A 25,457-nucleotide genomic window follows, 5' to 3' on the forward strand; every position below is an offset into this window, starting at 1 on the left:
AGGATGGATGCTTTTTTTAACTTTACTAGTATTATGGTGGTTGGTGGATTTGTCTTGCTTTTTATAGGCGTTATTTTTAAATTTAAATTTTTAAAAGACTTTGGATTAACTTCTTTTATGTCTGCATTTGCAGGTATTTTTTCATCCTCTTTTTTAGATATTTTTTTAAAAGGCGATGTGGCTTTAGTATCTTTTTTATTGCTCGCAGCTTTTTTTATACTATTTTATCCTATGGTTAAAAAGATGAATGGCGCCAAAAAAAGAAGATCTAAAGGCAGTTTTGGAGGTGGTTTTTACAGCGGTTCAAGCGGCGGTGGATCAAGAGGCTCTTCGGGTGGCGGCTTTAGTGGCGGAGGCGGAAGCTTCGGTGGTGGCGGAGCTAGCGGAAAGTGGTAAAGCTATAAGTGGATTTTGTTTAAACAATATAACTTTGGCTATAAAATTTAATAAAAAATTTTAGTTTTTTAAAAGATTTTTAAATTTAACTTAAGAATCAAGCTGTATTGAATCTATTCTAGCAAATCATATAATCTATACTTTTTTGTAAAAATATAAATAAATTTTAAAAATATCTATAAAAATCTTAAAAATTATATCTATATTTTATTTTTTATATTCTACAATATATACATAGATATCGGCGACTGAATTTGTTTGGGAATTTACATTAAAATTACGCAAAACTGCTAAAGTTTGAAATTTTATATTATACGCTGATTATTAGATGTGATTTTAAGGAGTTTTTGATAGCATGGGCGCAGAAAAACAGTACTTTGTAAAAGAGAATGAATTTATCGTTTCAAAGACTGACACAAAGGGTAAAATTACTTATTGTAATGAGCCGTTTTTACGCATAGTCGGAGCAAAGGCATCCGATCTTCTTGGCAAACCTCACAATATCATACGTCATCCCGATATGCCAAGAGTGGTTTTTAAGCTTTTGTGGGATAGAATTAAGGCTAAACAAGAGATTTTCGCCTTTGTAAAAAACAAAAGTTTCGACGGCGGATTTTACTGGGTTTTTGCAAATGTTACAGCCTCTTTGGACGCTCAAGGCAATATCGTGGGATATCACTCGGTAAGAAGAAGACCGAATGAAAATGCCGTAAAATTTATAGAAGGCGTTTATAAGCAGCTTTTAGAGGCTGAAAAGAGCGGTGGGATGGATGCTTCAAGCAAGTTGCTTGAAAAAATCTTAAAAGAAAACAATACGACTTATGACGAGTTGGTTCATAAGTTGCAACGTGGATAAAAGATGGATTATTCTTCAATTTTTAAAGATATAAAAGAGATAAAAAACGAGATTGAGGCGCTTTGTCAAACTAAGATAGAAGATGAGTCTATAAATATCAGTGTCGCTGAATTTAGCTCCTTGGTTGAGTCTATCAAGAAGCACGATATCTTGGATGAGCGCAAGGATAGTATGTATTTTAAAAATGTCTTTGACAATGAGGATTATTATAAAAACATAAGCATATATCTTGATCAGATAATTAGAAAAATTTCTATAAAAACCGAAAAAAAAGGCGTAAGCTTAGAGGTTAGTGATATGCTTGCAAAAGCTTGTAAAAATATAAAATTTATAATCGGCGTTTTAACGGTAGAGTATGGAAATTTGCTCAAAGAGGACTCAAAGCGTTGGATTTCAAGAAACGGTGGTCAAAGACGTAAGATCAAAACCGCTTTAGCCGAGCTTATAGAATTTCAAAAGAAGCTTGACGAGACTCTTAAGACTAGAGCCGTAGTGATATCCAATGTAATCTTAAAAGAATTTAAGATGCTTTATAAATTTTTTCTTTATAGTATCAAGCTTGCCAAGGAGCGACACGATGAGCTGCTTTTGGTTGAGATCGCAGGAATGACGGATAAGATTATATCTATGATAGAGCCGATATTTAGCGATGAGAGCTTAAAGACCGATGAGTTGATATATTATTATTTGACCTATGAGCTAAAAGAACTTAAGGTCGATTCTATCGGCGAGAAGTTATCTTAGCTAAAATTTCATCGACTATTTTTTGAGAGCCGTTGGGGTTTATTTGAGCGCCTAATCGGCTTGAGATTTCTTCTAAATTTATTGAACTTATAATATCTAAAATTTCATTTTTGTAGATTTTGCCATCTTTTTGAAAGCAAAATTTAGCCAAATTTTGATCTACCAAAAACTTAGCGTTGTAAAATTGATGATTTTTAGCCGCGTGAGGGTAGGGGATAAATATCGTCGGCAAACCGCTTGCACAAAGCTCCCATAGAGTGCTTGCTCCGGCTCTGCTTACGGCAAAATCGGCAGCGCTCATTTTTGCCTCTATCTCTTTGCTAAATTCAAACAGATCAACTTCAACTTCTAGCTTTTGATATTCTTTTTTTAACTCGTTAAATCCGTTTTTGCCGCATTGATGAATGATATTTACACCCATATTTTTTAAGTCTAAAGCCAAATTTAAAGCAAGCTCGTTTATAGCAGCCGCACCTTGCGAGCCGCCTAGAAAGATTATGTTTTTAAGTTCGCTTCTAACTCTTGACTTTTCAAAAAATTTACTTGCGATAGGGTAGTCGAATTTAACTTCTTCGTAAGAGCTAAAAAATCCTTTGGCAAAAGGTTTTAAAATTTTATTAAGCTTGCCTGTTACGGCGTTTTGCTCATGGATAAAAAGCGGCAAATTTGAGATAATCGCTGCAAATGCCGCAGGAGCCGCACTATATCCACCTACGCTTATAACGGCTTTAGCGCCGACCTCTTTAAAAATTTTACGGCATTTAAAGGCTAGATTAAGTATATTTGCAAGCGAAGCAAGCTTGCTAAAGCCTCTTTTGTTTACTACTCCTTTGCTTGGCAAGAAAATTTTATCTTCAAAATTCTCATCGTCTTTAAACCACATCATATCTTGCCCGCTGGATGAGCCGATAAACATAGTCTTTTCACCCCTTCTTACAAGCTCTTCGTTTAGACTTTTAGCAATCGCCAAATGCCCGCCGGTTCCGCCTCCGCTTATGATGATCATCCTTTTGCTCTTTTACTTACCATTAGCACCATGCCTATACCTATGCAAAGCGCAAGTATGGAGCTTCCTCCATAGCTTAAAAACGGCACGGCGATTCCTTTTATCGGCGTGATTGATGTGATGCCGTAGGAGTTCATTAGAAACGAAAGGGAGATAAGAAGCCCGATACCTAGGCTAAATAGGTGATATACTTTGTTTTCGCTTCTTGAAGAGACTCTAAAAATTCTATAAAGTAAAAAAATTACTATAAAAGTAATTGCCGATACGCCAAGCACCCCGATCTCTTCGGCTATACCTGCTAGCACGAAGTCGGTATGAACCTCGCTTAAAAATCCAAGCTTAAACACTCCCGCGCCAAGCCCCTCACCGAAAAATCCGCCGTGTTTTATAGCGTTTAGCGAGTGTGAAATTTGATAAGGCTCGGGAGCATCAGCTACTCTTAGAGCGTTTGCTAAATTCTCAGGAAGCATTGATAAGACCATGTTTTGTATCGTGCCCCACCATGATTTGATACGTAAAATTCTATGCTCAGAGGTTGCTATGGCAAGAGTTGCAAGCGCTATTGCGGCTATCGCACCAAGTCCAAACAGCCTTAGGCTTGTGCCCGCAAAAAACGCCATCATGATAAGAGTAAGAGCTAAAACCACCACTTGCCCAAGGTCGTTTTGCAACACGGCTATAAGATAAACCACGATCAAAAACAAAAAGGCGTAAGGCAGGATAAGCTTAAATTCCTCTTTTAGGCTCTTTTTGCTGTCATCTATCTTTCTTGCAAAGCTCCACGCTAAAAAATACACAAATCCGATTTTAAAAAACTCAACCGGAGCTAGTGAAAAACCGGGCAAGCGTATCCAGCGTTTAGCACCTCCGGCATCTGTTACCATCGAGCTTGGAAGTGCGTGCATAAGCCCCATTGATAGTCCGCAAACGATAAAAAGAGCAAACCCTATCCAAACAAGCGCTTTGTCAGGATTAAGTAGCGATATACTCCACATCAAAAATATCCCCAATGCACCTACCGCAAGCTGTCTGATAAAAAAATGATATGTTTCGTAGTTGAAGTAAAGTACCGCAAAAACAGGCAAAGATAGCGAAAAGATAATGCCTATGGCAATAAGCGCTACACAGGCGTAAAATATCTGTCGATCTACTTGCAAAATCTCTCTCCGCTTTTTGAATTGGGCTTTGATTTTACTTAAAATTTACTTACAAAGATGTTAATTTGTATCAGAAATTTGAGATTATTAAGGTTAAATTTATAAAGCAAAATGGATATGTAAAATTTATAAAATTTAAAGCTGAAATTTGTTTTTGCTGTATTGCAAATTCGTGCTAATTTAAAATTTAGATTCACAAAAGCCTATTAAATTTATTAACTTCAAATTTAACTTATCGTATAATCACGTCTTTTTAAAAGAGAGATTTATATGCCCCTTTCAAGACTAAATACCGAACAATACGCCGCCGCTACCGCTCCGGCCGGACACAATCTAGTAATAGCAAGCGCAGGCACAGGCAAGACATCTACCATCGTAGCGCGCATAGCTCACTTGCTAAATTTGGGCGTTAAGGCGGAAAAGATACTTTTGCTAACATTTACAAATAAAGCTTCAAGCGAGATGATAGAGCGTTTAAATAGGTATTTTGATAAAAAAATTACTTCTAAGATTACCGCAGGGACGTTTCATTCGGTATCCTATTCTCTTTTAAAATCGCTTGATAAGGGCGTAACTCTAAAGCAGCCAAGCGAACTAAAAACGCTTCTTAAAAGCCTTGTGGATAGGCGTAAATTTTATCATTTAAGCGATATCAAGGCTTACGGCGGAGCCTATCTTTACGATCTTTATTCGCTATTTCAAAATTCCGTCATAGACGGTAATTTCTCCGACTGGTTAAAAGAGCGAAATGACGAACAAGCCGTATATTCTGAAATTTACGAAGATGTTTTAAGGGAATTTGAAGAAGAAAAGGCCAAATTTGGTTACGCGGACTTTAACGATCTGCTTATAAAGATGAGAAAAGAGCTTAAAAAGGGAGCCCCGTTAAGTTTTGATGAAATTTTAGTCGATGAGTATCAAGATACCAACACCTTACAAGGCTCGCTCATTGAAGCGTTTAACACCAAAAGCTTATTTTGCGTCGGTGATTTTGATCAAAGCATTTATGCTTTTAACGGAGCAAATATCGAGATAATCGGCTCTTTTAAGGATCGCTTCTTAAACGCTAAAATTTATGCGCTAAATACGAATTATCGAAGCAGTTCAAGCATACTTGCACTTGCCAATAAAGTCATCTCAAACAACCCGCGCTTGTATGAAAAAAAGCTGATCGTAAGTAGAGATGATAAGAAATTTGCACCTCCGCGCCTACTGGTTTATGAAGAGCTTTTTGATCAGTACTCAAATATCGCCGAAATAATATCAAACTCAAAATTTAAGCACGAGGATATCGCTATCATTTTTCGCAACAACTCAAGCGCCGACGGTCTTGAAGTCGCACTTAGAGAGCGTGGGATAAATTCCAAGCGTAAAGGCGGGATAAGCTTTTTTGAAAGTAGAGAGATAAAAGCACTTATGGAACTTATGGGTATTATCATAAATCCAAAAGATATCATGGCGTTTATCCACATCTTTGAATACGCAAAAGGAGTCGGCGCCGCACTTAGCAAGGAAATTTTTGATGCCTTAGTTAAGCTTGGACACGGAAGCGCGGTTGAGGGATTGTTAAATCCTGACGATAGCGTGAATTTATTTGAAAAAAAGATGCGAAACTATCAGCTTGGTCTTTTTGATGAGATCGATGAGATCGGCGAGATGTCAAGATTTTCTAAGCTTGGTTTTAGCGAGAAATTTTTTGCTCACCCGATACTTAAAATGCAAAAATTAAGCGAGAGCGGGGCGACGTTTTTGTATGAAATTTATAACTTTTTAATTAGAGCAAAAAGGCTTACCAGACCAAATTCTTTGATAAATGAGATAAAAACAAGCAAAATTTACGCTCTTGTGGCTGAAAATTTAGCAACCAAGCGTGCCACTATGAAAAACGGCAATGTAGATGAAAGCGTTAAGCAAGAGGCCAAAGAACGGATAATGGCAAAGACCGAGGTGCTAAGCGAACTGTCTAAAAACTACTCCGAAGCGCAGAATTTCTATAACTTCATCACACTAGGCAGTAACGAGATGAGTAGTGGCGAAGGGGTAAATCTTTTAAGCGTGCATGCGAGTAAAGGGCTTGAGTTTGAGCAGGTTTTTATCGTGGATCTTGCGCAAAATCGCTTTCCGAATTTAAAGCTTATGAGTATGGGCGGAAGCTTGGAAGAGGAGCGAAGGCTGTTTTATGTAGCTGTTACGAGGGCTAGAGATGAGCTTTTTTTAAGTTATGCAAAATACGATAAAATTAAAAAAAATAACTATCATCCAAGCTGTTTTTTGGTAGAGGCGGGGATGGCGAAGAGTGAAATTTAAGGAAATATTGTGCCAAAGATAAATTTTAACGAGATAAAAAGTATAGAGATCACAAAGCAAAATGCCGAAAATTTTGAGCAGTTAATCGACACAAGAACTCCTTACGAGTGGAATGAAACAGGCGTTATCAAGGGTGCTAAGCTAGTGTATTTTTACGATAACGACAGAGTCTTTAATCCAAAATTTTTAGAAGAAATTTTAGCCGTTGTGGATGTAAATAAACCCGTGGCGCTTATTTGTAGAAGAGGAGTGCGAAGTCTGATGGGGGCTGAAATTTTAGCTTCAAGCGGACTTTTTAAAGAGATTATAAATTTAAGCGGCGGTATGTCAAAGCTATTGTTTGAAGGTTATGAAACGCAAGAGATAAAAAATCAGTAAGTTTAAAACTAAATAAGTGCTTTTGAGTTGAATAATATAAGTTCATAAATTCGCTTTTTAAAAGCTAAATTTATGAACACTTGGCTTGATAGACATATAAAATTTTAATTAGCGATTAAGCAATAAATATTGTAAATTTAACTACGCTAGGCTATAAAAACTAAGTGTTAAATTTAGATAGCTTGTTGTTTAGCGTTTCGGTCATTTTGCTTAAATGCTCGGTTGTACTTGCGATTTCTTCAACGCTTTTTGCATTTTGAGCGGAGCATTCGGCTATATCTGACATGCCTTGCAAGATCGCATTTACGTCTTGGCCCGTTTTGATATAATCTTCAACTGCTTTATCTGACATCAAAACGGCTTTTTTGATGCTTTCGTTCATAGAAACTATCTTGCCTTTAACCTCATCGACAACCGAAGTTAGCTCACTGATCTGCTTTGAGTTTAAATTCATCTGCGCGCTTGAATCAGATATTGCTCCTACTATGACATTTATGGTCGAATTTATCTCGATGAGTGAATTTTGAGTTCTTTCCGCAAGAGTTCTTACCTCATCGGCAACTACGGCAAATCCTCTTCCGTGTTCTCCTGCTCGAGCGGCCTCAATGGCGGCATTAAGAGCGAGTAAATTCGTCTGATCGGCGATCTCATCTATAACCGATAGTATATTTCTAACCTGCTCGGCGTCTTTGTTTAGCTCTGAAATTTTATTTGCCAGCGCAAGTTCGGTTTGAACGCTTGAGCTTATTTTATCGCTTAGGCGAGATATGGCTTCGTTTGCCGTATCGATCTGGTTTATGGCGTTTTGCATATCGCTTTTGCTCTGTTTTGCCTCTTCTATGGAGGTTTTTATCTGATCTTTGATTAAAGAAGCTTTTGCGGTAGTTTCATTTGTTGTTATCAAGGATTTTTCTACGTTTTGTCCAGTTTGCAAAGATGTCGCCGATAGCTCGTAGGCGACTGATGAATTTTCAGTTGATAAATTTTTGGCTTCAGATATCAAGCTTTTTAAGTTGCTCGTAGCTATTTTTAAAAGTCCTAAGGCACTATTTTTAAAATCGGTGCTAATTTCTACCGCTAAATTTCCGCTTGAAATTTCTTTCATAATACTTTCGATGCGAGCAGGCTTTGCTCCTAAAATTCCTTCGGTAACCTTTGTGCTAAGGTATGCAAAGAAAAATATCGTTAGAATTACTACCGCAGAAAGAATTAAAAAGATATTTTGCATACTATCAAGCTTATGTCTGTATATGCTAAATTCGTTTGCGGTTCTATTTTCAACCATAGTAAAAAACTCATTTATGGGCTGCATAATGTTTGCTTTGTAGCTATTATAGCTGTCGCCAAAGACTAAATTCATCGCTTTTTCTTTTGTTTCGCTTTGATTATAGTGAAGCAATGAAGCGGACTTAATCATATCCATAGCTTCAAATTCAAGCTTTGCCAGATCGAGGGATCTATTTTCGGCGTCTTCTAGTTTTTTAAACTCACTATCGCTAAAACCCTCTTTTTTCATAAGTTCTTTTAGTGGTATTTTTTCATTTGTATCTATGCGAGGGATTTTGCCGTTTCTGATATCTAGGACTTTGTTATACTCTTTTTCATATATTTCGTTACCGTTTGTAGCGACGAATAATCTAACAAATTTGGTTAAATCATCCGAGCTTTGACGCAGTTCATCGGCTAGTTTGTATGAAATAAGCTGTTTGTTTGAAGAATTTGTAAGCTTGGCTGATGTCTCTTGCATTTTTAAAAAGACACAACCAAGCGCAACTATAAAACCTATGCAAAAAAGAGTAACAACTCTCTGAAAATTTTTCGAATAAACTATCTTAGTCATTGAGCGCAATCCCCTTACTCCGCGTCAAATTTAGGTTTTGTAATTATATTTTTTTTGATTTTAAAGTATTATAAAATTATAACTTTTTATAAAGCCTTTAATATTATTTTAATCAAACTCTTACTAAATTCGGACGGATTTTCTAGGCTCATTCCCTCATTTAGTTTTGCCATATTAAGCAACAAATTTGAAACATCATGCACCATTAATTCATTTGCGGATAGTTTTTCAAAAATTTCATGATCTGGATTTATCTCAAGTATAGGCTTTGCATTTGGTATATTTGACTGTCCCATTTGTTTTAAGATGGTCTGCATAGCAAAATCAGGATCGTTCTTGTCATAGACTAAAACGGCTGCCGATTCGCTAAGGCGCGAGCTAAGCTTTACATCTTTTACCTCATCTTTTAAAATTTCGCGCATCTTGGCTAAAATTCCCGCGTGCTTACTCTCGTCCATAGCTTTACTATCATCTTTTATCTCGCTATCTACGTCAGAATGAGTGATAGATTTGATAGCGGTTTTGTCAAATTCATTTACCATAGGCATAACGATAGTGTCGATCTCTTCGTCCATTATAAGTACTTCTATGCCTTTTTTCTTAAAGCTCTCTAGTAAAGGAGAATTTTTAAGCATAGATTCGTTGTTGCCGCTTATGTAGTAAATTCTTTTTTGATCTGCGTTCATCGCCTCTTTATACTCTTTAAGGCTGATTAGCCCATCACGTTTGCTTGATTTAAACAAGCACAGATCTAAAATTTGCTCTTTGTCGTTGCCAAATCCGTATAGCCCTTCTTTAAGCACTTTGCCAAACATTGCGTAAAATTTTACGTATTTTTCTCTATCTTTATCTTTGAGTTTGGAAAGCTCGCTCAAAATTTTCTTTACGCTTTGCTCTTTTACGTTTCTCATTATCGCATTTTCTTGTAAAATTTCACGGCTTACGTTTAGCGGCAGATCCTCTACATCGATAATTCCGCGCACAAATCTCAAGTAAGGAGGCAGAAGTTCTTTGGCGTCATCGCTTATAAAAACGCACTTGACATATAGCTTCACGCCACTTTGATAATCAACGCGAAACAGATCAAACGGCTCAGTCGCAGGGATGTAAAATAGTGTGCTGTATTCGATCTTACCTTCGGCTTTAGTGTGTATATGAAGCAGCGGATCAGTCTCGTCGTGGCTGATTTGTTTGTAAAAGTCATTGTATTCACCAGCTTTTATGCTAGTTTTATTTATTCTCCAAAGAGCAGAAGCCTTGTTTATCTGCGTGTTTTTGCTTTCATAGCTTCCTTCTTTTTCTCCTTCTTTTGGCGGTATATACTCTTCTTTATCGGCAAATATCGGATAAGGGATGTGGTTTGAATACTTCTTGATGATATTTTCTATTCTATAGATATTGCTAAATTCATCATCTTTAAGATGTAGAGTTATGGTTGTGCCGTGACTTTCTTTTTTAGCCTCTTTTATCTCGTAGCTTTTTGCATCAGAACTCCATAAAAACGCTTCTTCCTCAAGCGCCTTCTTGCTTAAAACCTCTATCTTGTCCGCAACCATAAATGCCGAGTAAAAGCCCACTCCAAACTGACCTATAAGAGAGCTATCCTTTTTCGCTTTATCGCTAAGCTCTTTTAAAAAGTTCTTTGTGCCGCTTCTTGCGATGGTGCCTAGATTATTGATTAGATCTTCCTTGTCCATTCCGATACCGTTATCGCTGATAGTTAGCGTCTTTTTGTCTTTATCAAAGCTTATATCTATCCTTGGCGTATAGCTTAGGGCTTTATATTTTTCATCGGTTAAAGATAGATAATTTAGTTTATCAAGCGCGTCTGAAGCGTTTGATACAAGCTCTCTTAAGAAAATTTCCTTGTTCGAGTATAGAGAGTGAATCATAAGATCAAGGAGCTGACTTACTTCTGTTTGAAATTCAAATTTGTCTGCTTTTTTTGGCATATTTTTCCTTTTGTTTTAAAATTTTTAGCAGATTATACTACAAATTGCTAATATTTTCAAGATAAATATAATAAACTTGATATAGATAGTATCAAGTTTGAGTGAAATTTTAAAAACCAAAAGGAGTAAAAATCAAATTCACATACAAATGATATCGTTTAAAACTGTATAAAATTTGGCTAATTTGTTTTTAGCAGATTTAATATTTCTTTACTGCCATAGATTTTTGCTTGCTCTTTTAAAAATTTGCAGCTATTTTCAAGCTCGCAAAGCCTGTGCCGTAGTAAAAGTTTAATGGCTCTATCGTTATCTAATATTACATTTACGAGGATAAAAAGCTCTATCTCTTTTGAGTCTATTTCTTTTAACTCTTGAAATTTTAGAATTTCTTCTAAAAATCTAATCCTCTCTTTATAAAATTTATCAAATTTTTGTGTTTTTGCAAACTCTCTTTCTTTACCGTTTTCTAATTTGTCTCTATGGATATTAAAGTTGTTTTGCCCTATAAATATGGCTGTATCGGCAGCTATAGAAAGTATAATTCTAGCAGTATCTTTTGCTCCACTATCAATAAGGTATCTAAAAATTTCAAATTTGTTAACTGAGTAAGCCATCGCTAAAAGCTCTTTGGCGTTTATATCGGCTCCATGTTTAACTAAGACTTTAACTAACTTTAAAATTTCATCCTCGCTTATACTGCTTTTGATCTCATGATCAAAACCTAAAGCAATAGCCATATGAAGCGGAAAAGAATTGTTTATGCCGTATATATTGTAGTTTAGGTCAGGCTTAAAGCTAAGAACTTTTTCTATGCGGTCAAAGTCAAATTTGCCTGTATTTCCGACTTTGCTATTTATAATGAAAAATGAAAAAATTCGTTCGTTGTATTCATTTGTTTCTTTATTTATCAAATTTGGATTTTTCTCTAAGGCTACAAGCATATCATCAAGATACTTATCTACCTGCTCATTTGTGATGTTTTCATCATAAAATTTTTCAAAATTTAACTCATAACCAGAAGAGAGTGTAAATATAAAGGCTAAAACGGCAAAAATCTTTTTCATGTTTTTCCTTTTTTAAGCTAGGTTCAAATTTGACATCTGATTTAAATCACTAGATTAAGAGAGTAAGCCGCTTGAGCAGATTAAAACGTAAAATAGATATGGCGCCAATGATAAATAAGCTTATTTTTTGGCGTTTTGTCTTGATTTAAGCTCGGCATCATAAACCTCTTGCATCTTTTCCCTGGCGTTTTCAAGCCAGTTTTTGTCGCTTGTATCTATTAAATCAAGGCAGATGATCTTCACTTCGCCGTTTTTAAAGCTGAAATTCGTAACGTCAAGGATATCCGTACCTACAAGTACGATAGGTTGTATCTTTAAATTTAGCTTGTCGCCGATGATTTTTGCTCCGCCTTTAAACGGCAAAAGTTTGTTTGTGCGAGAGCGAGTGCCTTCGGGAAATATCGCCAAGACTCGTCCGTTTTGCACCCTATCTTCCGCCTCTTTTACGATTTTTACAAGTGCATGTTTGCTCTCGCGATCTACTGCAATCATCTTTGGGATGTCGATTATCTTACCTATGATAGGGATTTTTTTGATCTCTTTTTTTGCAAGCCAGCAGATGTTTTTAGGATGAACCTCTTCTAAGACGATGATATCAAGCATGCTTTGGTGATTCATTATTATCATATTGGCTTCATCGTTAAATTCGCCTTCTATCTTTAGCGAGTATCCTCCGCAGAGCCTTTGAAATTTTCCCCAAATTCGTCTGATAGGGCGGTTGTGCTTATTAAAAGCCCACATAGAAAAGACCACCCAAAAGACAGATAGGATAAAAGTAACGGCGAAAAATGCCGCTTTAATTCTTGAAAAGATCATCTTTTAGAACCCATCCTATCTTACCATCTTGCATAAGCACCTTTTTATACTCCTCTCTCTCGCCTAAAATTTCAACTTTTTGCTGCTCTTTGGTAGTGTGAAAAACGGTTGAATTTTGAGTAGGCAAAATTTTTACATTGATATTTTCTTTTAGAGTCGCACTTCCAAACGGATTGTAGGTGTATAGTCCGTAAGAGCCAAAAATGAGAGTCGCGATTAGGTATATGTAGCTTTTTTTGATTAAAAACATCACAAAAGAAACCGCAAGCAGGGTATAGCCTGCTATGTTTTTATAATTTTCAAACTTGCTTTGCTTTGGATTTAGTCCTATTTGAGTGCTAATCTCGTCATCTTCAACCAAGATAGGAAGCGAAAAGCTGATAAATTTTTTCTCTTTAAGGCTAAAGTAATTAAAATCAAAATTCTCTCTTGTCGGCTCAAATACGGCAAAATAATATCCGTTTTGAGAGGTTAAATTCCCGCTTATAGAGTCAACCCCTTGTTTGATAATGCCCTTATCGTTCATATAAAAGTCGGCTATATTGCCGTTTTTAGAGCTTATCTCTACGACCATTATGAGGTTTTTATCGTCAAATTTACTCGTTTTATGCTTTTTTACTTCAAGAAGATCGGCTACCACATGGCTAAATTTCTCATCGCCCTTTACCTCGTTAAATTTAGGCAGAGTAACGATTGTGCTTGCAGTTTGAAAAAACTCACCGTTTCTTTTTAGATTAAGGGTGATTTTAGGGTTTTGAGGTTTTGAGGAGTTTGCTTCTAGATAAATTTCGCTCTTATATACTCCGTTTCCGCTATGCTCCCATTGCAAATTCGGATTTAGCCATTTGATGCTTTCGCTCTCTTCTATTACGGTTTGGATATCAACGGTTATATTATCTTGAGTATCGGCAGTAAGAGTAAATTTAAAAATCTCGCCTTCATAGGCTTGCTTTGGCATACCTGAAGGTTTTAAAATGAGCTTATTTGGCTCTACATGCTGATAAATTTGCGTATCTTTTAGGTTAAATTCAGGCTCATTGGTAGGAGCGATGTTTTCCGGAATTTTTGGATGTTTTATAACCTTATCGCTTCGCTCCTCTTTCATCATATCAAAGACGCTTGGCTCTTGAGCTAAAGCAAAAAGAGCCACAAAAAGAGCGGTAAAAAGCCTTAGCAAACTAGCCCTTTAAGCATCTTAAGCCCGTCATCCGTGCCTAAAATTTTCTCACAAGCTCGCTCGGGATGAGGCATGAGTCCGAAAATTCTTTTGCTTTTATCGCAAATTCCCGCTATCGCATCAACCGAGCCGTTTGGATTTAGCTCTTTGCCGTCTTTGTCGCAGTATTTTAAAAGCACTTGTTCGTTGTCATACATGCTTTTTAGAGTATCTTCATCGGTGTAAAAGTTCCCTTCTCCGTGAGCTAACGGGACATTTACTATCTCGCCGACTTTTAAATTTGAAAGAAATTTATTTGAGTTGGCTACAACTTTAAGATGATGATACTTTGATATAAAGCTTAAATTTTCGTTTCTTCTCATTGCGCCTGCAAGCAGTTTTAGCTCGCAAAGCATTTGAAAGCCGTTGCAAATTCCTAAGACATATCCGCCTTTTTGAGCGTGCTTTAAGACGGCCTTCATGGCAGGAGAAAATTTAGCTATCGCTGCCGTTCTAAGATAGTCTCCGTAGCTAAAGCCACCCGGAAGTACTATAAGATCGGCATTTATCTCGTCTTGCTTGTGCCAAATTATCTCCGTTTGGCATCCTAAAATTTCAAAAGCATACTCGGTATCCGTTTCGCAGTTTGTTCCGGGAAATAAGACTATGGCGACTTTCATACTATGATCTCGTAATCTTCTATCACGGTATTTGCCAGCAACTCTTCACACATCTTTTCAAGCTCTTTTTTTGCCGATTGCGATGATGAGGCGTTAATATCAAGTACGATTTGTTTGCCGATACGAACGTTTGAAATCCCGCTAAAGCCTAGTGATTCTAGCGCGTGTTCTACCGCTTTTCCTTGAGGATCCAAGACACCGTTTTTAAGCGATACATTTACTACTGCTTTCATTTTTGCCCTTAAGATAAAATTCTTTTTAATACTTCTTCGTAAGCCAATTTTACGCTTCCTAAATCCTGTCTAAATCTATCTTTATCTAATTTTTCATTTGTGGTTGCATCCCAAAATCTGCAACTATCAGGACTTATTTCATCGGCAAGCAAGATATTTCCGTCCTTGTCTACGCCAAATTCGACTTTAAAATCAACCAGCTTTAAATTTCTATCCGCAAAGAATTTAAACAGAGTGGAATTTATCTCTCTGCCGATATGTTTAAGTCTGTCAAGATCGTTTTCGCTCTTTACAAGTCCCATAGCAAGGCAGTGTTCGTCATTTACTAAAGGATCGCCCAGCGCGTCGTCTTTGTAATATAGCTCAACCAAAGCAAAAGGCAAAACAGTCCCTTCAGGTATGGCTAGTCTTTTGGTAAGAGAGCCTGTCGCGATGTTTCTTACTACAACTTCAAGCGGTATGATTTGGCATTTTTTGACAAGTTGTTCCGTGTCGCTTATGGTTCTTACAAGGTGGGTGGCTATGCCTTTTTCTTTAATAAGTCCAAAAATTTGCGTAGAAATTTTGTTGTTTAGCGCTCCCTTGCCTGCTTCATTGCCTTTTTTTTCTGCATTAAAAGCTGTCAGATCGTCTTTAAATTCGGCAATCAAAAGATCAGGATCATCGGTTACGTACATCCTTTTGCCTTTTCCTTCATAAACCAACTCTCGTTTTTCCATAAGCTTGTCTCCTTATTTGAATTTTAGAACTTTTATAGCGTCAATTGCTGATTTTAATTGCAAGTCTTCATTTACTTTTTCTTGTGATAGTGTCGTTTTATCCTCTTTGCTTTCGTCTTTTTTGGCGGTTGAATTTGTATCTTTTTTGCCGTCATCTAGCTTGCTAAGCTCATTTGTAAGGTGCTTTTTAAGCTCGTTTTCTTTGATGGCAAACGCGTGAGTGTCCTCAAGCGGAACTTTGCCCGGATGAACGATAAGATCAGGCGTTACGCCTACGGCTTGTATAGTGCGACCGCTTGGTAGATAGTATCTTGCGATAGTTAGACGGATGGCCTCTTTGTCATCTACCGGAAGGATTATCTGCACGCTTCCTTTACCGAATGTCTTTTCGCCGATAACTACACCGCGCTTATGATCTTGTAAAGAACCGCTTACGATCTCGCTTGCGCTTGCGCTTCCGCCGTTTACTAAGATAGCTAGCGGAAGGTTTGTTATTTTGTTGCTTTTAGAGGCTTTGTATTCTGAATTTTCGCTTGCGTTTCTGCCTTTTTGAGATACTATCACGCCGTTATCTATAAATAAATTCGTAAGACCTACGGCTTGGTTTAAAAGTCCGCCCGGATTATTTCTAAGATCAAGAATTATGCCTTGCGCTTTTGGGTATTTTTTAATAAATTCTTCGGCTTTTTGGGTTACGTGCTTATCGAAATTTGTAACGCGAAGATATAAGATATTTTCATTTTCTATCATCTTGGCATATACCGATTCTACCGATATTATATCTCTGATTAGCTTTACGTCAAACGGCTTTGGCTCGCCTTTTCGCACTATCGTTATAGTAATTGGCGTCTTTGGTTTGCCGCGCATTTTATTAACGGCCTCTTCTATAGTTGTTCCAAGTGTCGCGTTTCCGTCTATTCTTAAGATGATGTCGCCGCTTTTTACCCCCGCTTTATCCGCAGGAGTGCCTTCAATAGGCGATATAACCGTAAGTGCGCCGTCTCTTATGCCGACTGTTATGCCAAGTCCTCCAAATTCGCCGTTTGTTTGAACCTGCATATCTTTAAAGGCTTTTTCGTTTAAGAATCCAGAATGCGCATCAAGGTTGTTTAAAAGCCCTTCGATCGCCTTATCTACGATCTCTTTGAATTTCATATCATCTACATAGTATTTTTCAACGGTTGATATTGTTTTTGTAAATTTTGATAAAGCTTCAAGTCTAGCACTTGCGTCATCTTCGTTGTTTTTTGCGTTTAAATTTATGGTTATTAAGCCGGCTGCAAGAACTGTCGAGATAAAGCCTGAAGCAAAAAAAAGTTTTTTCTTGTTCAAAAAATTCTCCTATACATTATTAAGTGGGATTAATTTTAATGAAATTTGGCTAAAAATCGGCTAAATTTAAAAGAAATTGTATTAAGTAAAATAAGAAAATACACACCAAATTTAGCTTTTAGTGATTTTAAAAATTATCTCAAAATACAAAAATAAATTTTTTATGATTTATTAAAATTTGAACATAATAGCTCTTAAAATTTGACATATTAAAAGATTAAACTTAGTAAATTCACTAATGAAACTTGACAATACTTCACTAAAGTTATATAATATAAATAATATAAAACTAAATAAGGAGATAAAATGGCAAACATAGGTGAAAGCTTAACTGCACAGATGCAAGAAACCCTTGAAAACGGTATAAGTTTAGCTTTGCACGCTAAAAATCCGCAAGTTATGCCTTTGCATGTTTTTTGGGGTTTGGTTACGGACTCGGCTTCCATACTAAATCAAGTCTTTAATCAGATGTCGATCTCAAAAAATGCTGTTGATTTAGAGGTCAAAAGCAAAATTTCAAGCCTTGCGACAAGCTCAAATGTAAGCAAAGAAAACATCCAAATTTCTCGCGAGCTTTTAAATTCGCTTGAGAGTGCAAAAGCTCTTATGGTAAGTATGGGCGATAGCTTTATAGCCGTTGATACTTGGATAATTTCCGCTTTAGAGCTTAAAGAGATAAGAGAAATTTTAGCTAAATTTACCGATGTTCTTGAGATCAAAAAGAGTTTAGAAGCCATTAGAGCAGGGCGCAAGATAGACACTCAAACAAGCGACGAAACTCTTGATAGTTTGGAAAAATTCGGTATCGATCTAACCAAAAAGGCTATAAACGCCGAGCTTGATCCGGTTATCGGACGAGATGAAGAGATAACTAGGATGATGCAAATTCTAATAAGAAAGAGCAAGAATAATCCTATCCTTTTAGGTGAACCGGGCGTGGGAAAAACGGCTATCGTCGAAGGACTAGCTCAAAAGATAGTTTCAAAAGACGTTCCCGTAAGTCTTATGAACAAGCGAGTTATCGCGCTTGATATGAGCGCTCTTATTGCGGGCGCAAAGTATAGGGGTGAATTTGAAGATAGGCTAAAAGCTGTCATAAACGAGGTAAAAAGCGCGGGAAATATCATACTTTTTATCGATGAAATTCATACTATCGTCGGTGCGGGAGCGAGCGAGGGGAGTATGGACGCGGCAAACATCCTCAAGCCTGCACTTGCAAGAGGAGAGCTGCATGCCGTGGGTGCAACGACACTAAAAGAGTATAGGAAATATTTTGAAAAAGACGCCGCGCTTCAGCGCCGATTTCAGCCTATTGACGTAAAAGAGCCAAGCGTAAATGAGGCCTTGCAAATTTTGCGCGGTATAAAGGAGCGTTTAGAGGTTCACCATAGCGTAAGCATAACCGACAGCGCTTTGGTAGCGGCTGCAAAGCTAAGCGACCGCTATATCTCAAACCGCTTTTTGCCCGATAAGGCGATAGATTTAATCGATGAGGCAGCTGCCGAGCTTAAGATGCAGATAGAAAGCGAGCCTTATGAGCTGGCTAAGATTAAGCGCGAGATAGTTACCTTGCAGGTTGAAAAAGAGGCGCTTAAGATGGAAGATGAGACTAAAAATGAAGAGCGCCTTAAAGAGATAGAGAAAGAAATCGCCGATTTAAACGAGAAAAAGCAAGCTCTTGAAGTGAAATTTGAAAATGAAAAGAGCGTATTTAACGGAATTTCAAATGCAAAAAAAGAGATAGAAACTCTTAAAAACGAGGCTGAGATAGCACGTAGAAACGGTGATCTTCAAAAGGCCGCCGAGATAGAATACGGCAAAATTTTAGACGCTTCAAACCGCCAAAAAGAGCTTGAAATAAAGTGGGAAGAGATGAAAAAGGCGGGCATGTTGCTTAAAAATCAAGTTGATGAAGAGCTTGTTGCGGGAATTTTAAGCAAGTGGACGGGAATTTCGGTTTCAAAGATGCTAACGAGCGAGAAGCAAAAATACCTGATGATAGAGGATCACTTAAGAGATAGCGTCGTGGGACAAGATCCTGCGCTTCACGCTTTAGCAAGAGCTATCAAACGAAATAAAGCGGGACTTAATGAAGGCTCTCGTCCGATAGGATCGTTTCTTTTCCTTGGTCCAACAGGCGTGGGCAAGACCCAGTCGGCTAAGGCTCTGGCTAAATTTTTGTTTGATGACGAAAGAGCTCTAATACGCTTTGATATGAGTGAATATATGGAAAAACATAGCGTCTCAAGGCTTCTTGGAGCGCCTCCGGGATATGTAGGATATGATGAGGGCGGACAGCTAACCGAGGCCGTTAGAAGGCGTCCTTATAGCGTGATACTATTTGACGAGATAGAAAAGGCGCATAAAGATGTGTTTAATATCCTGCTTGGAATTATGGATGACGGGCGAGCGACGGATAATAAGGGTGTGACTGTTGATTTTAAAAATACAATCATTATCCTAACCTCAAACATCGCTTCAAATTTTATCATGGATTTAAGGGGCGAAGAGAGGGAAGAAGCAGTTAAAAACGAGCTGAAAAGTTACTTTAAGCCTGAATTTTTAAACAGGCTTGATGATACTATCATCTTTAATCCGCTAAGCGAAGAAGGTTTGGTTCAAATCGTAGCAATTATGTTTAAAGAGCTTGAAAGGACGCTTCTAAATCGCGGCATTAAAGCTAGCATTAATGAAGAGGCTAAGAAATTTATAGCCAAAGCCGGATTTGACATAGTATATGGCGCTAGACCGCTTAGACGCGCACTTTATGAGCTTGTTGAAGATCGTTTAGCCGATATGATACTAAAAGACGAGCTTGAAAGCGGTGATGAGATCGTGATAAACTCAAGCAGTGAAGATATATCCATAGAAGTTTTAAGATAGTTTAAAGAGCCTATTTAAGGCTCTTTACTTACTCTTTATTATTTTGATTAGTCGCGATAACTTGCAGTAAAATTTGCGACACAAACAGCTTTTCTAATGAAACTTAAGTCAAATATTTATATACTTCAAAGCTGTTTTAAGCTTTAGCTTATCTTAATTTTTTGAATTCATATCCTCTGCGATTTGGGCTGCCAGCTTTAGCTTCTCGCTATCAAAGTGCGTATAAATTCGCGATGTATTTAAGCTTGCATGCCCGAGTGCTTCCTGGACTAAGACGAGATCTTTTTGCTTTTTATATAACATTGTCGCAAAGGTGTGGCGAAGCATGTGAGCGCCGTTTTTTTCCTTGCGAATTCCTGCTTTAAACAAAATTTGCTCCACTATCCTGCTTACGTAAGCTTGCGTTAGGCGCGTACCTTTTTTGTTTATAAAGAGATATCCTTCTTTGTTTATATAGTTTATCGCTATCGCGTCAAGATGAGCTTCGATAAGATGGCGCTTTATCATTACTATTCTGTATTTGTTGCCTTTGCCGCGAATTCTTATAGTGTATAAATCGCCATCTTCCGTTATATCCTTGCGCTTTAAATTCAGAGCCTCGCTTACGCGAATTCCCGTAAATATTATCGTCTTTATGATGAGCTTGTTTCTGTTTGTATTTACCTTAAAGTCGCTATTTTCGATAGCTTCTAAAAACCTCTTAACTTCCTCTTCGCTCATAAATTCAGGCAGTTTTTGTCCCCGCGTTCCGCTTATGCCGCCCCAGTTTTTAAGCGAGATATCGTATATATGGGCTCTGCCGTCCTCTTCGTTTTGCTTATCTAAAAACGAAAAGAAATTTATAACCGAAATTCTGTAGTTTTTCTTACTTGCATCGCTTAGTCCGCCTGTCGTGCTAGCTAAAATTTCGCTTAAAAGTTCTTCGTCTATCTGTTTTAAGCTCTCAAGCTCGTAAAAGCAAAGCGTCTCATAAATTTTTTTAAGCGGGTTAAAATAAGTATTTATGCCGGTAAGCCCAGCGTTTCTGGCTGATTTTACAAGTCCGTCAAGCTCGTTTATACTCCTTACGCTACGACTTAAGGAATAATTTACGCTAGCAAGAGCTTTTGGATCTCTTAGCTCTTTGTTTGAAAGCGAACTTAGCTTAAATTTAACGTATCTCGTTAGCCAAAAAAGAAATGACTTTTCAAAACTATCTTTACAATCAAGCGGGTATTTCAAATGTTTTCCTTGCCAAATTTTAAATAATGGAAATTATATCAAATTTATACACCTGAAAATACAATTAAAATAAAAAGTTAAATTTAACAATAACTTTAAGTTAATTTATGTTAAATTTCTCAAGTTTTAAACTTTTTTGATAAAGGGGAAAAGAATGCAATCAACCTGTAATTCGCGTCGCAGTTTTATGGCTACTGCGGGACTGTTTGTCGCGGCTACCGCTTTAAAAGCCGCACCGACTAAGTTTGAAGAGGGTAAAGGGGAGCGCTTTGGTATGGTGATAGACCTTACGCGCTGTATCGGATGTCAATCCTGTACTATGAACTGTGCTATGGAAAATGACGTTCCCGCAGGGATGTTTAGAACTATAGTTTCAGAATATGAAGCTTACGCAAAAGACGGCAAAAGAGCTGCTATGGCTTCACTTCCAAGACTTTGCAATCACTGCGAAAGCCCTGCTTGTATCGATATGTGTCCAACCGGCGCAAGTCATCAACGAAGCAACGGTATCGTTAAGATAAACAGTAGCGAGTGCATAGGCTGCGCGCTTTGCGTTGAGGCCTGTCCGTATCACGCAAGATATTTTAATTCAACTACTCTAAAAGCCGATAAATGCACATTCTGTGATCATAGACTTCGTGCGGGACTTCTTCCAAGCTGTGTGGAAACTTGTGTAGGCGGAAGCCGTATAATGGGCGATTTAAACGATCCAAATTCAAATATCAGAAAATTTTTAGCAACTCACGAGACTATGGTTATAGATAGTCCGAAAAATACAAATCCGCAGGTGTTTTACTACGGAGTTAGCGAGGTTTTAACCAAAAACGACGTAGAAGCGGAGAAGGAAGCAGGCTATAAACGAGTCGTTCATTGGAACGAAGAGATAACACTTTAAGAGGAGCTAAAGATGCAAAGACGAGATTTTATTAAAAAAGCTATGATTGCCTCGGCTCTTCCTGTGGCTGCCGTTGCAAATAAAGATGAAAAGATAGATGATTATAAGATTCAAGGAAATTCCCATGAACCGGAATTTAAAGTAATAGACGGTAAAGTCGTGATGAATGAAGGGCACTCGATAGTATTTTCTATGTGTCACGGGTGCACCACAAAATGCGGTCTTAGGCTTCATATAGACGATAAAAATGATCGCGTTCTTCGCTCGGTGGGAAATCCATTCCATCCGCTTGCAAATTTCCACTGGATGCCTTACAACACCTCTATAAACGATGCGCTAATAGCTACAACCAGAAGCGGCAATGACGATCAGCGGGCTACCGTTTGCGTTAGGGGCGCTATGCTTCCTGAGATGCTTTATTCGCCGATTAGGATTCTTTCTCCGCTTAAAAGAGTTGGCAAAAGAGGCGAGGGCAAGTGGCAGACTATCAGCTTTGAGCAGCTCATAGAAGAGGTTGTCGAGGGTGGCGATCTCTTTGGAGAAGGACACGTAGACGGTCTTCGCGCTATCTACTCCGATGAGCTAATCGATCCCGAAAATCCCGAATACGGCACCAAGCGCAACCAGCTCTTAAGCTTTTATTTATATGACGGTAGAAGCGATATTGTTGATAGATTTATGAAAAAGTCATTTGGCACCGTTAATCACTACTCGCACGGAGGAATTTGCGGCGGCGGATTTAGAGCGGGTGGTAAGATAGCTCACAATGCGGGTGGATTTGCTCATACTAAGCCTGATTACGAGCACTCTAAATTTAGCATTTACTGGGGAACGGCACCCGGCAATGGCGGAAATCCTTTCCAAAAGCAAGCTAAGATGGTGTCTTATGCAAGAAGCTCGGATAACGGATTTACTTACGCGGTTATCGATCCGACGGTTTCAAATTCCATCAAATACGCCACAAGTGATAAGGCTCGCTGGATAGGCATAAAGCCCGGCATGGATTCAGCGCTTGCTATGGCGATGATAAGATGGATAATCGAAAATGAAAAATACGCTACAAACTACCTCATCCAGCCAAATTTGGAGCAAGCCAAGCTGGCTGGTGAAATTCACTGGTGCAACGCAACTCACCTAGTCATAACTCAAAAAGGACATAAAGACTACGGCAAATTTGCGCGAGTTAATGACGAGTGGCAAGTATGCTCGCAAAGCGGTAAAATCCAAAGCTATAAAGTAAATGAGCCTGCTAAACTCTACTACAAAGGCAAGATAGAAATAGAGGGCAAAAAAGTAGCCGTAAAAAGCTCTATGCAGCTTCTTAAAGAATCAGCCTTCAAGCACACCATGAAAGAGTATTCAGAGCTTTGTGGTGTAAGTATGGACGATATACTTTGGCTTTGTGAAAATTTCACAAAAAACGGTCGCCAAGTAAGCACGAACGTGCACGGCGGCATGATGCATACGCAAGCTGCAATGAGTACTTACGCGATACTTTGCTTAAATACACTCATGGGCACTTACGGCTACAAAGGCGGAAACGTAAACGCAAGCGCAGGCACGCATAAATTTATGAGCGGCAGATATGAGCTTGAGAAATTTGAGGGCGCATATAAGCCAAGCGGTGTGAATTTGTCCCGCTCCGGCAAATACTACGAGACAAGCTCGGAATTTAAGCGCAAAGTAGCAGCCGGAGGCACGGGCTATCCTGCGACTCAACCTTGGTATCCTATCTCTATGCCGCTTATAAATGAAACTCTTACAAGTCATGCTGTCGGATATCCTTATAAGGCTAAAATTTTTATAAACTACATGACAAACGTCATCTACGGACAAGCGGGACTTGAAACGGCGGTGAAAGACTCTCTAAAAGATAGTCGCGATCTGCCGCTTTTCATCGGTATAGACGCATTTATGAATGAAACTAACGCGTATGCCGACTACATAGTGCCTGACGGGTTAAATTTAGAAAACTGGGGTATGCCAAACGCACTTTGGGGAACTATAACCAAAACTTCAGTCGTGCGCTATCCTGCGGTAACTCCAAGACAAGATAAGGATAAAAACGGCACACCGATAGATGTCGAGCTATTTTATATCACTATCGCTAAGAAGCTTGGACTAAAAGGTTTTGGCAAGGGTGCCTTTAAAGATAAAGACGGCAATGCTATGGATTTAGATAATAAAGAGCAGTTTTATGCTGCCGCACTTGCGAATTTAGCCTTTGACGGCGAAGCGGTAAGCGACATTAGCAAAGAAGATGCCGAGCTTAGTAAAATTCACAGAGTTATGCCAAAAATAGAAAAATACCTCAAAAAAGAAGAGGTGGCAAAGGTCGCTCACGTACTTGCAAAAGGCGGAAGATACGATGATTATACGACTGCATATAAGGGTGATAAGGCGACTGTAAAAGTGCCTGCGCCAAATCCTGCCTCTATATACTACGAGCCGCTTGGCGGACATCGCCACTCTATCACGGGCGAATACATGCCGGGTACGCCTACGCTGATGAAGCCTGTGGCAAGCGACGGAACTCCGCTTGAAAAATTCTTCCCGAAATCCGAGTGGAAGTATCTGGTAAGCTCGAAAAAATCAAACGCGCAGCACTACTACACTATAATGAGCGATAGGATGAGAAGCATACATCCCGTAAATTTCGTGCGTATCAGCGAAGATATAGCAAAAGAGCAGGATATCAAAACGGGCGATGAGGTTAAAGTCGTAACTCCATACGCAAGCGCAAAAGGCACGGCATTTGTAACAAACGGCGTTGCAAAAGGCGTCATAAGTCTTGAGCATGGCTTTGGTCATACAGAATTTGGCGCTAGGACTCACTATATAGACGGCAAACCGGCACTCAGGATAGAAGGAACCGAAGTGGGTATAAATCACAACCTATTAGGACTGCTTGATCCAAAACGCAAAGGCAAATTTAGCCTTAACGACTGGCTTGTAGGAACCTGCGCTAGACAAGCTTTACCTGCAAATATCTATAAAATTTAGCCTTTTAGGCGCTAGGCTAGCTATCTTGGCTAGCCTAAATTTCTTAAATACATAGTAAAATATCTCTTTTAAAAAGCAAACAGGAATCATCTTGGAAAAACTTAAAGAAAAAATCATATCCTCATATCTGTTTATAGTCTTCATACAAAGACCTTTTAAAGGCAACGGCTCATTTTTAAGAACTCTTACATCTGCTTCTTTGATGGTTTTGGTTTTTGCTTGTTTTTTTATGATTATTGTTGTTATAAAAAATATGATTTTTTATAGCGACTTTAAGCCATTAAATGAGCTTACTAAAACAACAGGCTTAGTAGAGGCGGCAAATTACTGGTTAAAAGGAGAAGGTAAGCTCATAGTAAAGTCCGATAAGGGTGGCTATATGCGTTACCATATAGATAAGAGAGATAAGAAAATTTATGAACCTGTTATAGGTAAAAGAGTAACTATATATAGTAAGACTATGCCTTTAGGAGAAGATATCCTTCAGCTAGAAGATGAAAACGGTAAAATTCATATAGAGTATGACTATGAAGAGGAGCTTAAAACGCCGCAAAAAGATAGAAATTTGATATATGCATGTATAAAGATAGCCGTCTTTTTACTGCTTATAGTATGGTTTTTAAACCGTAGAGATTTTACAAAACCTAAATTTGTTAAACCGCCAAAAGTAAAAAAGAAAAAGAAAGCAAAGCGTGATGAAAAACAGGTTTAAATTTAGGAAATTTGTATGAGCTTGCTATATTTTAAATGCCCAAACTGCAGCAATAAGATAAAGAAGATATCTAAATTTAAAGATCTATTCGTAAAAAAGAATTTAGT

General features: G+C 38.1%; 21 protein-coding genes. 9 read left to right on the top strand and 12 right to left on the bottom strand.

Annotated features, from left to right (window positions below; all coding sequences use genetic code 11):
* The 3 genes from CDOM16188_RS11215 to CDOM16188_RS09075 form a co-directional block, all read left to right on the top strand.
* Positions 1-396, top strand: a 396-nt coding sequence (locus CDOM16188_RS11215) for a hypothetical protein (protein WP_216656274.1), incomplete at its 5' end; no start/stop codon positions are given.
* Positions 397-751: 355 nt separating this feature from the next.
* The gene (locus tag CDOM16188_RS09070; RefSeq protein ID WP_172201555.1) at positions 752-1,252 is read left to right on the top strand and encodes a PAS domain-containing protein; all 501 of its coding nucleotides are present in this window, start codon (positions 752-754) and stop codon (positions 1,250-1,252) included.
* 3 nt (positions 1,253-1,255) lie between these two features.
* A complete protein-coding gene (locus CDOM16188_RS09075) occupies positions 1,256-1,996 on the top strand; it encodes an imidazole glycerol phosphate synthase (RefSeq protein WP_169940787.1) in 741 nt (246 codons plus the stop codon).
* Here CDOM16188_RS09075 and CDOM16188_RS09080 read toward each other — a convergent pair.
* Both CDOM16188_RS09080 and CDOM16188_RS09085 read right to left on the bottom strand, forming a co-directional pair.
* Positions 1,974-3,002, bottom strand: a complete 1,029-nt coding sequence (locus tag CDOM16188_RS09080; protein WP_172201557.1) for a UDP-N-acetylglucosamine--N-acetylmuramyl-(pentapeptide) pyrophosphoryl-undecaprenol N-acetylglucosamine transferase — start codon at positions 3,000-3,002, stop codon at positions 1,974-1,976. The genes CDOM16188_RS09075 and CDOM16188_RS09080 overlap by 23 nt on opposite strands.
* A complete protein-coding gene (locus CDOM16188_RS09085) occupies positions 2,999-4,159 on the bottom strand; it encodes an FtsW/RodA/SpoVE family cell cycle protein (RefSeq protein WP_172201559.1) in 1,161 nt (386 codons plus the stop codon). Before CDOM16188_RS09085 ends, CDOM16188_RS09080 begins: the two co-directional genes overlap by 4 nt.
* 270 nt (positions 4,160-4,429) lie before the next feature.
* On the opposite strand from CDOM16188_RS09085, the gene CDOM16188_RS09090 reads away from it, so the two are divergent.
* Both CDOM16188_RS09090 and CDOM16188_RS09095 read left to right on the top strand, forming a co-directional pair.
* The gene (locus CDOM16188_RS09090; RefSeq protein ID WP_172201561.1) at positions 4,430-6,466 is read left to right on the top strand and encodes an ATP-dependent helicase; all 2,037 of its coding nucleotides are present in this window, start codon (positions 4,430-4,432) and stop codon (positions 6,464-6,466) included.
* Positions 6,467-6,475: 9 nt separating this feature from the next.
* Positions 6,476-6,844 carry a rhodanese-like domain-containing protein gene (locus CDOM16188_RS09095; protein ID WP_367649348.1) on the top strand — a complete coding sequence of 123 codons (369 nt, stop codon included), beginning with the start codon at positions 6,476-6,478 and terminating at the stop codon, positions 6,842-6,844.
* A 160-nt stretch (positions 6,845-7,004) separates the two neighbouring features.
* Here the strand turns inward: CDOM16188_RS09095 and CDOM16188_RS11445 are convergent, their stop codons facing one another.
* From CDOM16188_RS11445 to CDOM16188_RS09140, 9 genes are all read right to left on the bottom strand, one after another.
* On the bottom strand, positions 7,005-8,684 hold the full coding sequence (locus CDOM16188_RS11445; RefSeq protein WP_172201563.1) for a methyl-accepting chemotaxis protein: 1,680 nt from the start codon (positions 8,682-8,684) through the stop codon (positions 7,005-7,007).
* Positions 8,685-8,770: 86 nt separating this feature from the next.
* Positions 8,771-10,636: a molecular chaperone HtpG gene (htpG, locus tag CDOM16188_RS09105; RefSeq protein WP_172201565.1), complete on the bottom strand. Its 1,866-nt coding sequence runs from the start codon at positions 10,634-10,636 to the stop codon at positions 8,771-8,773.
* A gap of 179 nt (positions 10,637-10,815) precedes the next feature.
* Positions 10,816-11,700: a hypothetical protein gene (locus CDOM16188_RS09110; RefSeq protein ID WP_172201567.1), complete on the bottom strand. Its 885-nt coding sequence runs from the start codon at positions 11,698-11,700 to the stop codon at positions 10,816-10,818.
* Between the two features lie 120 nt (positions 11,701-11,820).
* Positions 11,821-12,516 (bottom strand): 1-acyl-sn-glycerol-3-phosphate acyltransferase, encoded by a 696-nt coding sequence (locus CDOM16188_RS09115; protein ID WP_172201569.1) that lies wholly within the window; start codon positions 12,514-12,516, stop codon positions 11,821-11,823.
* On the bottom strand, positions 12,497-13,693 hold the full coding sequence (locus CDOM16188_RS09120) for an SH3 domain-containing protein (protein WP_172201571.1): 1,197 nt from the start codon (positions 13,691-13,693) through the stop codon (positions 12,497-12,499). Before CDOM16188_RS09120 ends, CDOM16188_RS09115 begins: the two co-directional genes overlap by 20 nt.
* A complete protein-coding gene (gene purQ / locus CDOM16188_RS09125) occupies positions 13,687-14,352 on the bottom strand; it encodes a phosphoribosylformylglycinamidine synthase subunit PurQ (RefSeq protein ID WP_172201573.1) in 666 nt (221 codons plus the stop codon). The genes CDOM16188_RS09120 and purQ overlap by 7 nt, the downstream gene beginning before the upstream one ends.
* Positions 14,349-14,585 carry a phosphoribosylformylglycinamidine synthase subunit PurS gene (gene purS, locus CDOM16188_RS09130; protein WP_169940805.1) on the bottom strand — a complete coding sequence of 79 codons (237 nt, stop codon included), beginning with the start codon at positions 14,583-14,585 and terminating at the stop codon, positions 14,349-14,351. The genes purQ and purS overlap by 4 nt, the downstream gene beginning before the upstream one ends.
* 8 nt (positions 14,586-14,593) lie before the next feature.
* Positions 14,594-15,304 carry a phosphoribosylaminoimidazolesuccinocarboxamide synthase gene (gene purC / locus CDOM16188_RS09135; RefSeq protein WP_172201575.1) on the bottom strand — a complete coding sequence of 237 codons (711 nt, stop codon included), beginning with the start codon at positions 15,302-15,304 and terminating at the stop codon, positions 14,594-14,596.
* Positions 15,305-15,316: 12 nt separating this feature from the next.
* Entirely contained in the window at positions 15,317-16,636 is a 1,320-nt protein-coding gene (locus CDOM16188_RS09140; RefSeq protein WP_172201577.1) for a S41 family peptidase, read from the bottom strand.
* A 306-nt stretch (positions 16,637-16,942) separates the two neighbouring features.
* Here CDOM16188_RS09140 and CDOM16188_RS09145 point away from each other — a divergent pair, with 306 nt between their 5' ends.
* Positions 16,943-19,519 (top strand): ATP-dependent Clp protease ATP-binding subunit, encoded by a 2,577-nt coding sequence (locus CDOM16188_RS09145; RefSeq protein WP_172201579.1) that lies wholly within the window; start codon positions 16,943-16,945, stop codon positions 19,517-19,519.
* Between the two features lie 153 nt (positions 19,520-19,672).
* Here CDOM16188_RS09145 and CDOM16188_RS09150 read toward each other — a convergent pair whose 3' ends face one another.
* Positions 19,673-20,740, bottom strand: coding sequence for a tyrosine-type recombinase/integrase (locus tag CDOM16188_RS09150; RefSeq protein WP_169940814.1), 1,068 nt, complete (start codon positions 20,738-20,740; stop codon positions 19,673-19,675).
* Between the two features lie 154 nt (positions 20,741-20,894).
* Between CDOM16188_RS09150 and CDOM16188_RS09155 the strand changes: the two genes are divergently transcribed.
* The 3 genes from CDOM16188_RS09155 to CDOM16188_RS09165 all read left to right on the top strand — a co-directional run bounded on the left by CDOM16188_RS09155 (position 20,895) and on the right by CDOM16188_RS09165 (position 25,350).
* Complete coding sequence (locus CDOM16188_RS09155) at positions 20,895-21,635, top strand: 4Fe-4S dicluster domain-containing protein (RefSeq protein ID WP_172201580.1); 741 nt, start codon at positions 20,895-20,897, stop codon at positions 21,633-21,635.
* 12 nt (positions 21,636-21,647) lie between these two features.
* Positions 21,648-24,638, top strand: coding sequence for a molybdopterin-dependent oxidoreductase (locus CDOM16188_RS09160; RefSeq protein WP_172201581.1), 2,991 nt, complete (start codon positions 21,648-21,650; stop codon positions 24,636-24,638).
* A 91-nt stretch (positions 24,639-24,729) separates the two neighbouring features.
* Positions 24,730-25,350 carry a hypothetical protein gene (locus CDOM16188_RS09165; RefSeq protein ID WP_172201582.1) on the top strand — a complete coding sequence of 207 codons (621 nt, stop codon included), beginning with the start codon at positions 24,730-24,732 and terminating at the stop codon, positions 25,348-25,350.
* Positions 25,351-25,457 lie beyond the last annotated feature (107 nt).

The sequence above is a fragment of the Campylobacter sp. RM16188 genome (assembly GCF_012978795.1).
Lineage (GTDB): Bacteria > Campylobacterota > Campylobacteria > Campylobacterales > Campylobacteraceae > Campylobacter_A > Campylobacter_A canis.

What these genes read in the sequence shown, in the direction of transcription:
- CDOM16188_RS09110 (WP_172201567.1), bottom strand. Translation starts at nt 11,700, where the DNA reads ATGAAAAAGATTTTTGCCGTTTTAGCCTTTATATTTACACTCTCTTCT.
- CDOM16188_RS11445 (WP_172201563.1), bottom strand. Translation starts at nt 8,684, where the DNA reads ATGACTAAGATAGTTTATTCGAAAAATTTTCAGAGAGTTGTTACTCTT.
- CDOM16188_RS09155 (WP_172201580.1), top strand. Translation starts at nt 20,895, where the DNA reads ATGCAATCAACCTGTAATTCGCGTCGCAGTTTTATGGCTACTGCGGGA.
- CDOM16188_RS09075 (WP_169940787.1), top strand. Translation starts at nt 1,256, where the DNA reads ATGGATTATTCTTCAATTTTTAAAGATATAAAAGAGATAAAAAACGAG.
- htpG (WP_172201565.1), bottom strand. Translation starts at nt 10,636, where the DNA reads ATGCCAAAAAAAGCAGACAAATTTGAATTTCAAACAGAAGTAAGTCAG.
- CDOM16188_RS09090 (WP_172201561.1), top strand. Translation starts at nt 4,430, where the DNA reads ATGCCCCTTTCAAGACTAAATACCGAACAATACGCCGCCGCTACCGCT.
- purC (WP_172201575.1), bottom strand. Translation starts at nt 15,304, where the DNA reads ATGGAAAAACGAGAGTTGGTTTATGAAGGAAAAGGCAAAAGGATGTAC.
- purS (WP_169940805.1), bottom strand. Translation starts at nt 14,585, where the DNA reads ATGAAAGCAGTAGTAAATGTATCGCTTAAAAACGGTGTCTTGGATCCT.
- purQ (WP_172201573.1), bottom strand. Translation starts at nt 14,352, where the DNA reads ATGAAAGTCGCCATAGTCTTATTTCCCGGAACAAACTGCGAAACGGAT.
- CDOM16188_RS09160 (WP_172201581.1), top strand. Translation starts at nt 21,648, where the DNA reads ATGCAAAGACGAGATTTTATTAAAAAAGCTATGATTGCCTCGGCTCTT.
- CDOM16188_RS09080 (WP_172201557.1), bottom strand. Translation starts at nt 3,002, where the DNA reads ATGATCATCATAAGCGGAGGCGGAACCGGCGGGCATTTGGCGATTGCT.
- CDOM16188_RS09115 (WP_172201569.1), bottom strand. Translation starts at nt 12,516, where the DNA reads ATGATCTTTTCAAGAATTAAAGCGGCATTTTTCGCCGTTACTTTTATC.
- CDOM16188_RS09070 (WP_172201555.1), top strand. Translation starts at nt 752, where the DNA reads ATGGGCGCAGAAAAACAGTACTTTGTAAAAGAGAATGAATTTATCGTT.
- CDOM16188_RS09145 (WP_172201579.1), top strand. Translation starts at nt 16,943, where the DNA reads ATGGCAAACATAGGTGAAAGCTTAACTGCACAGATGCAAGAAACCCTT.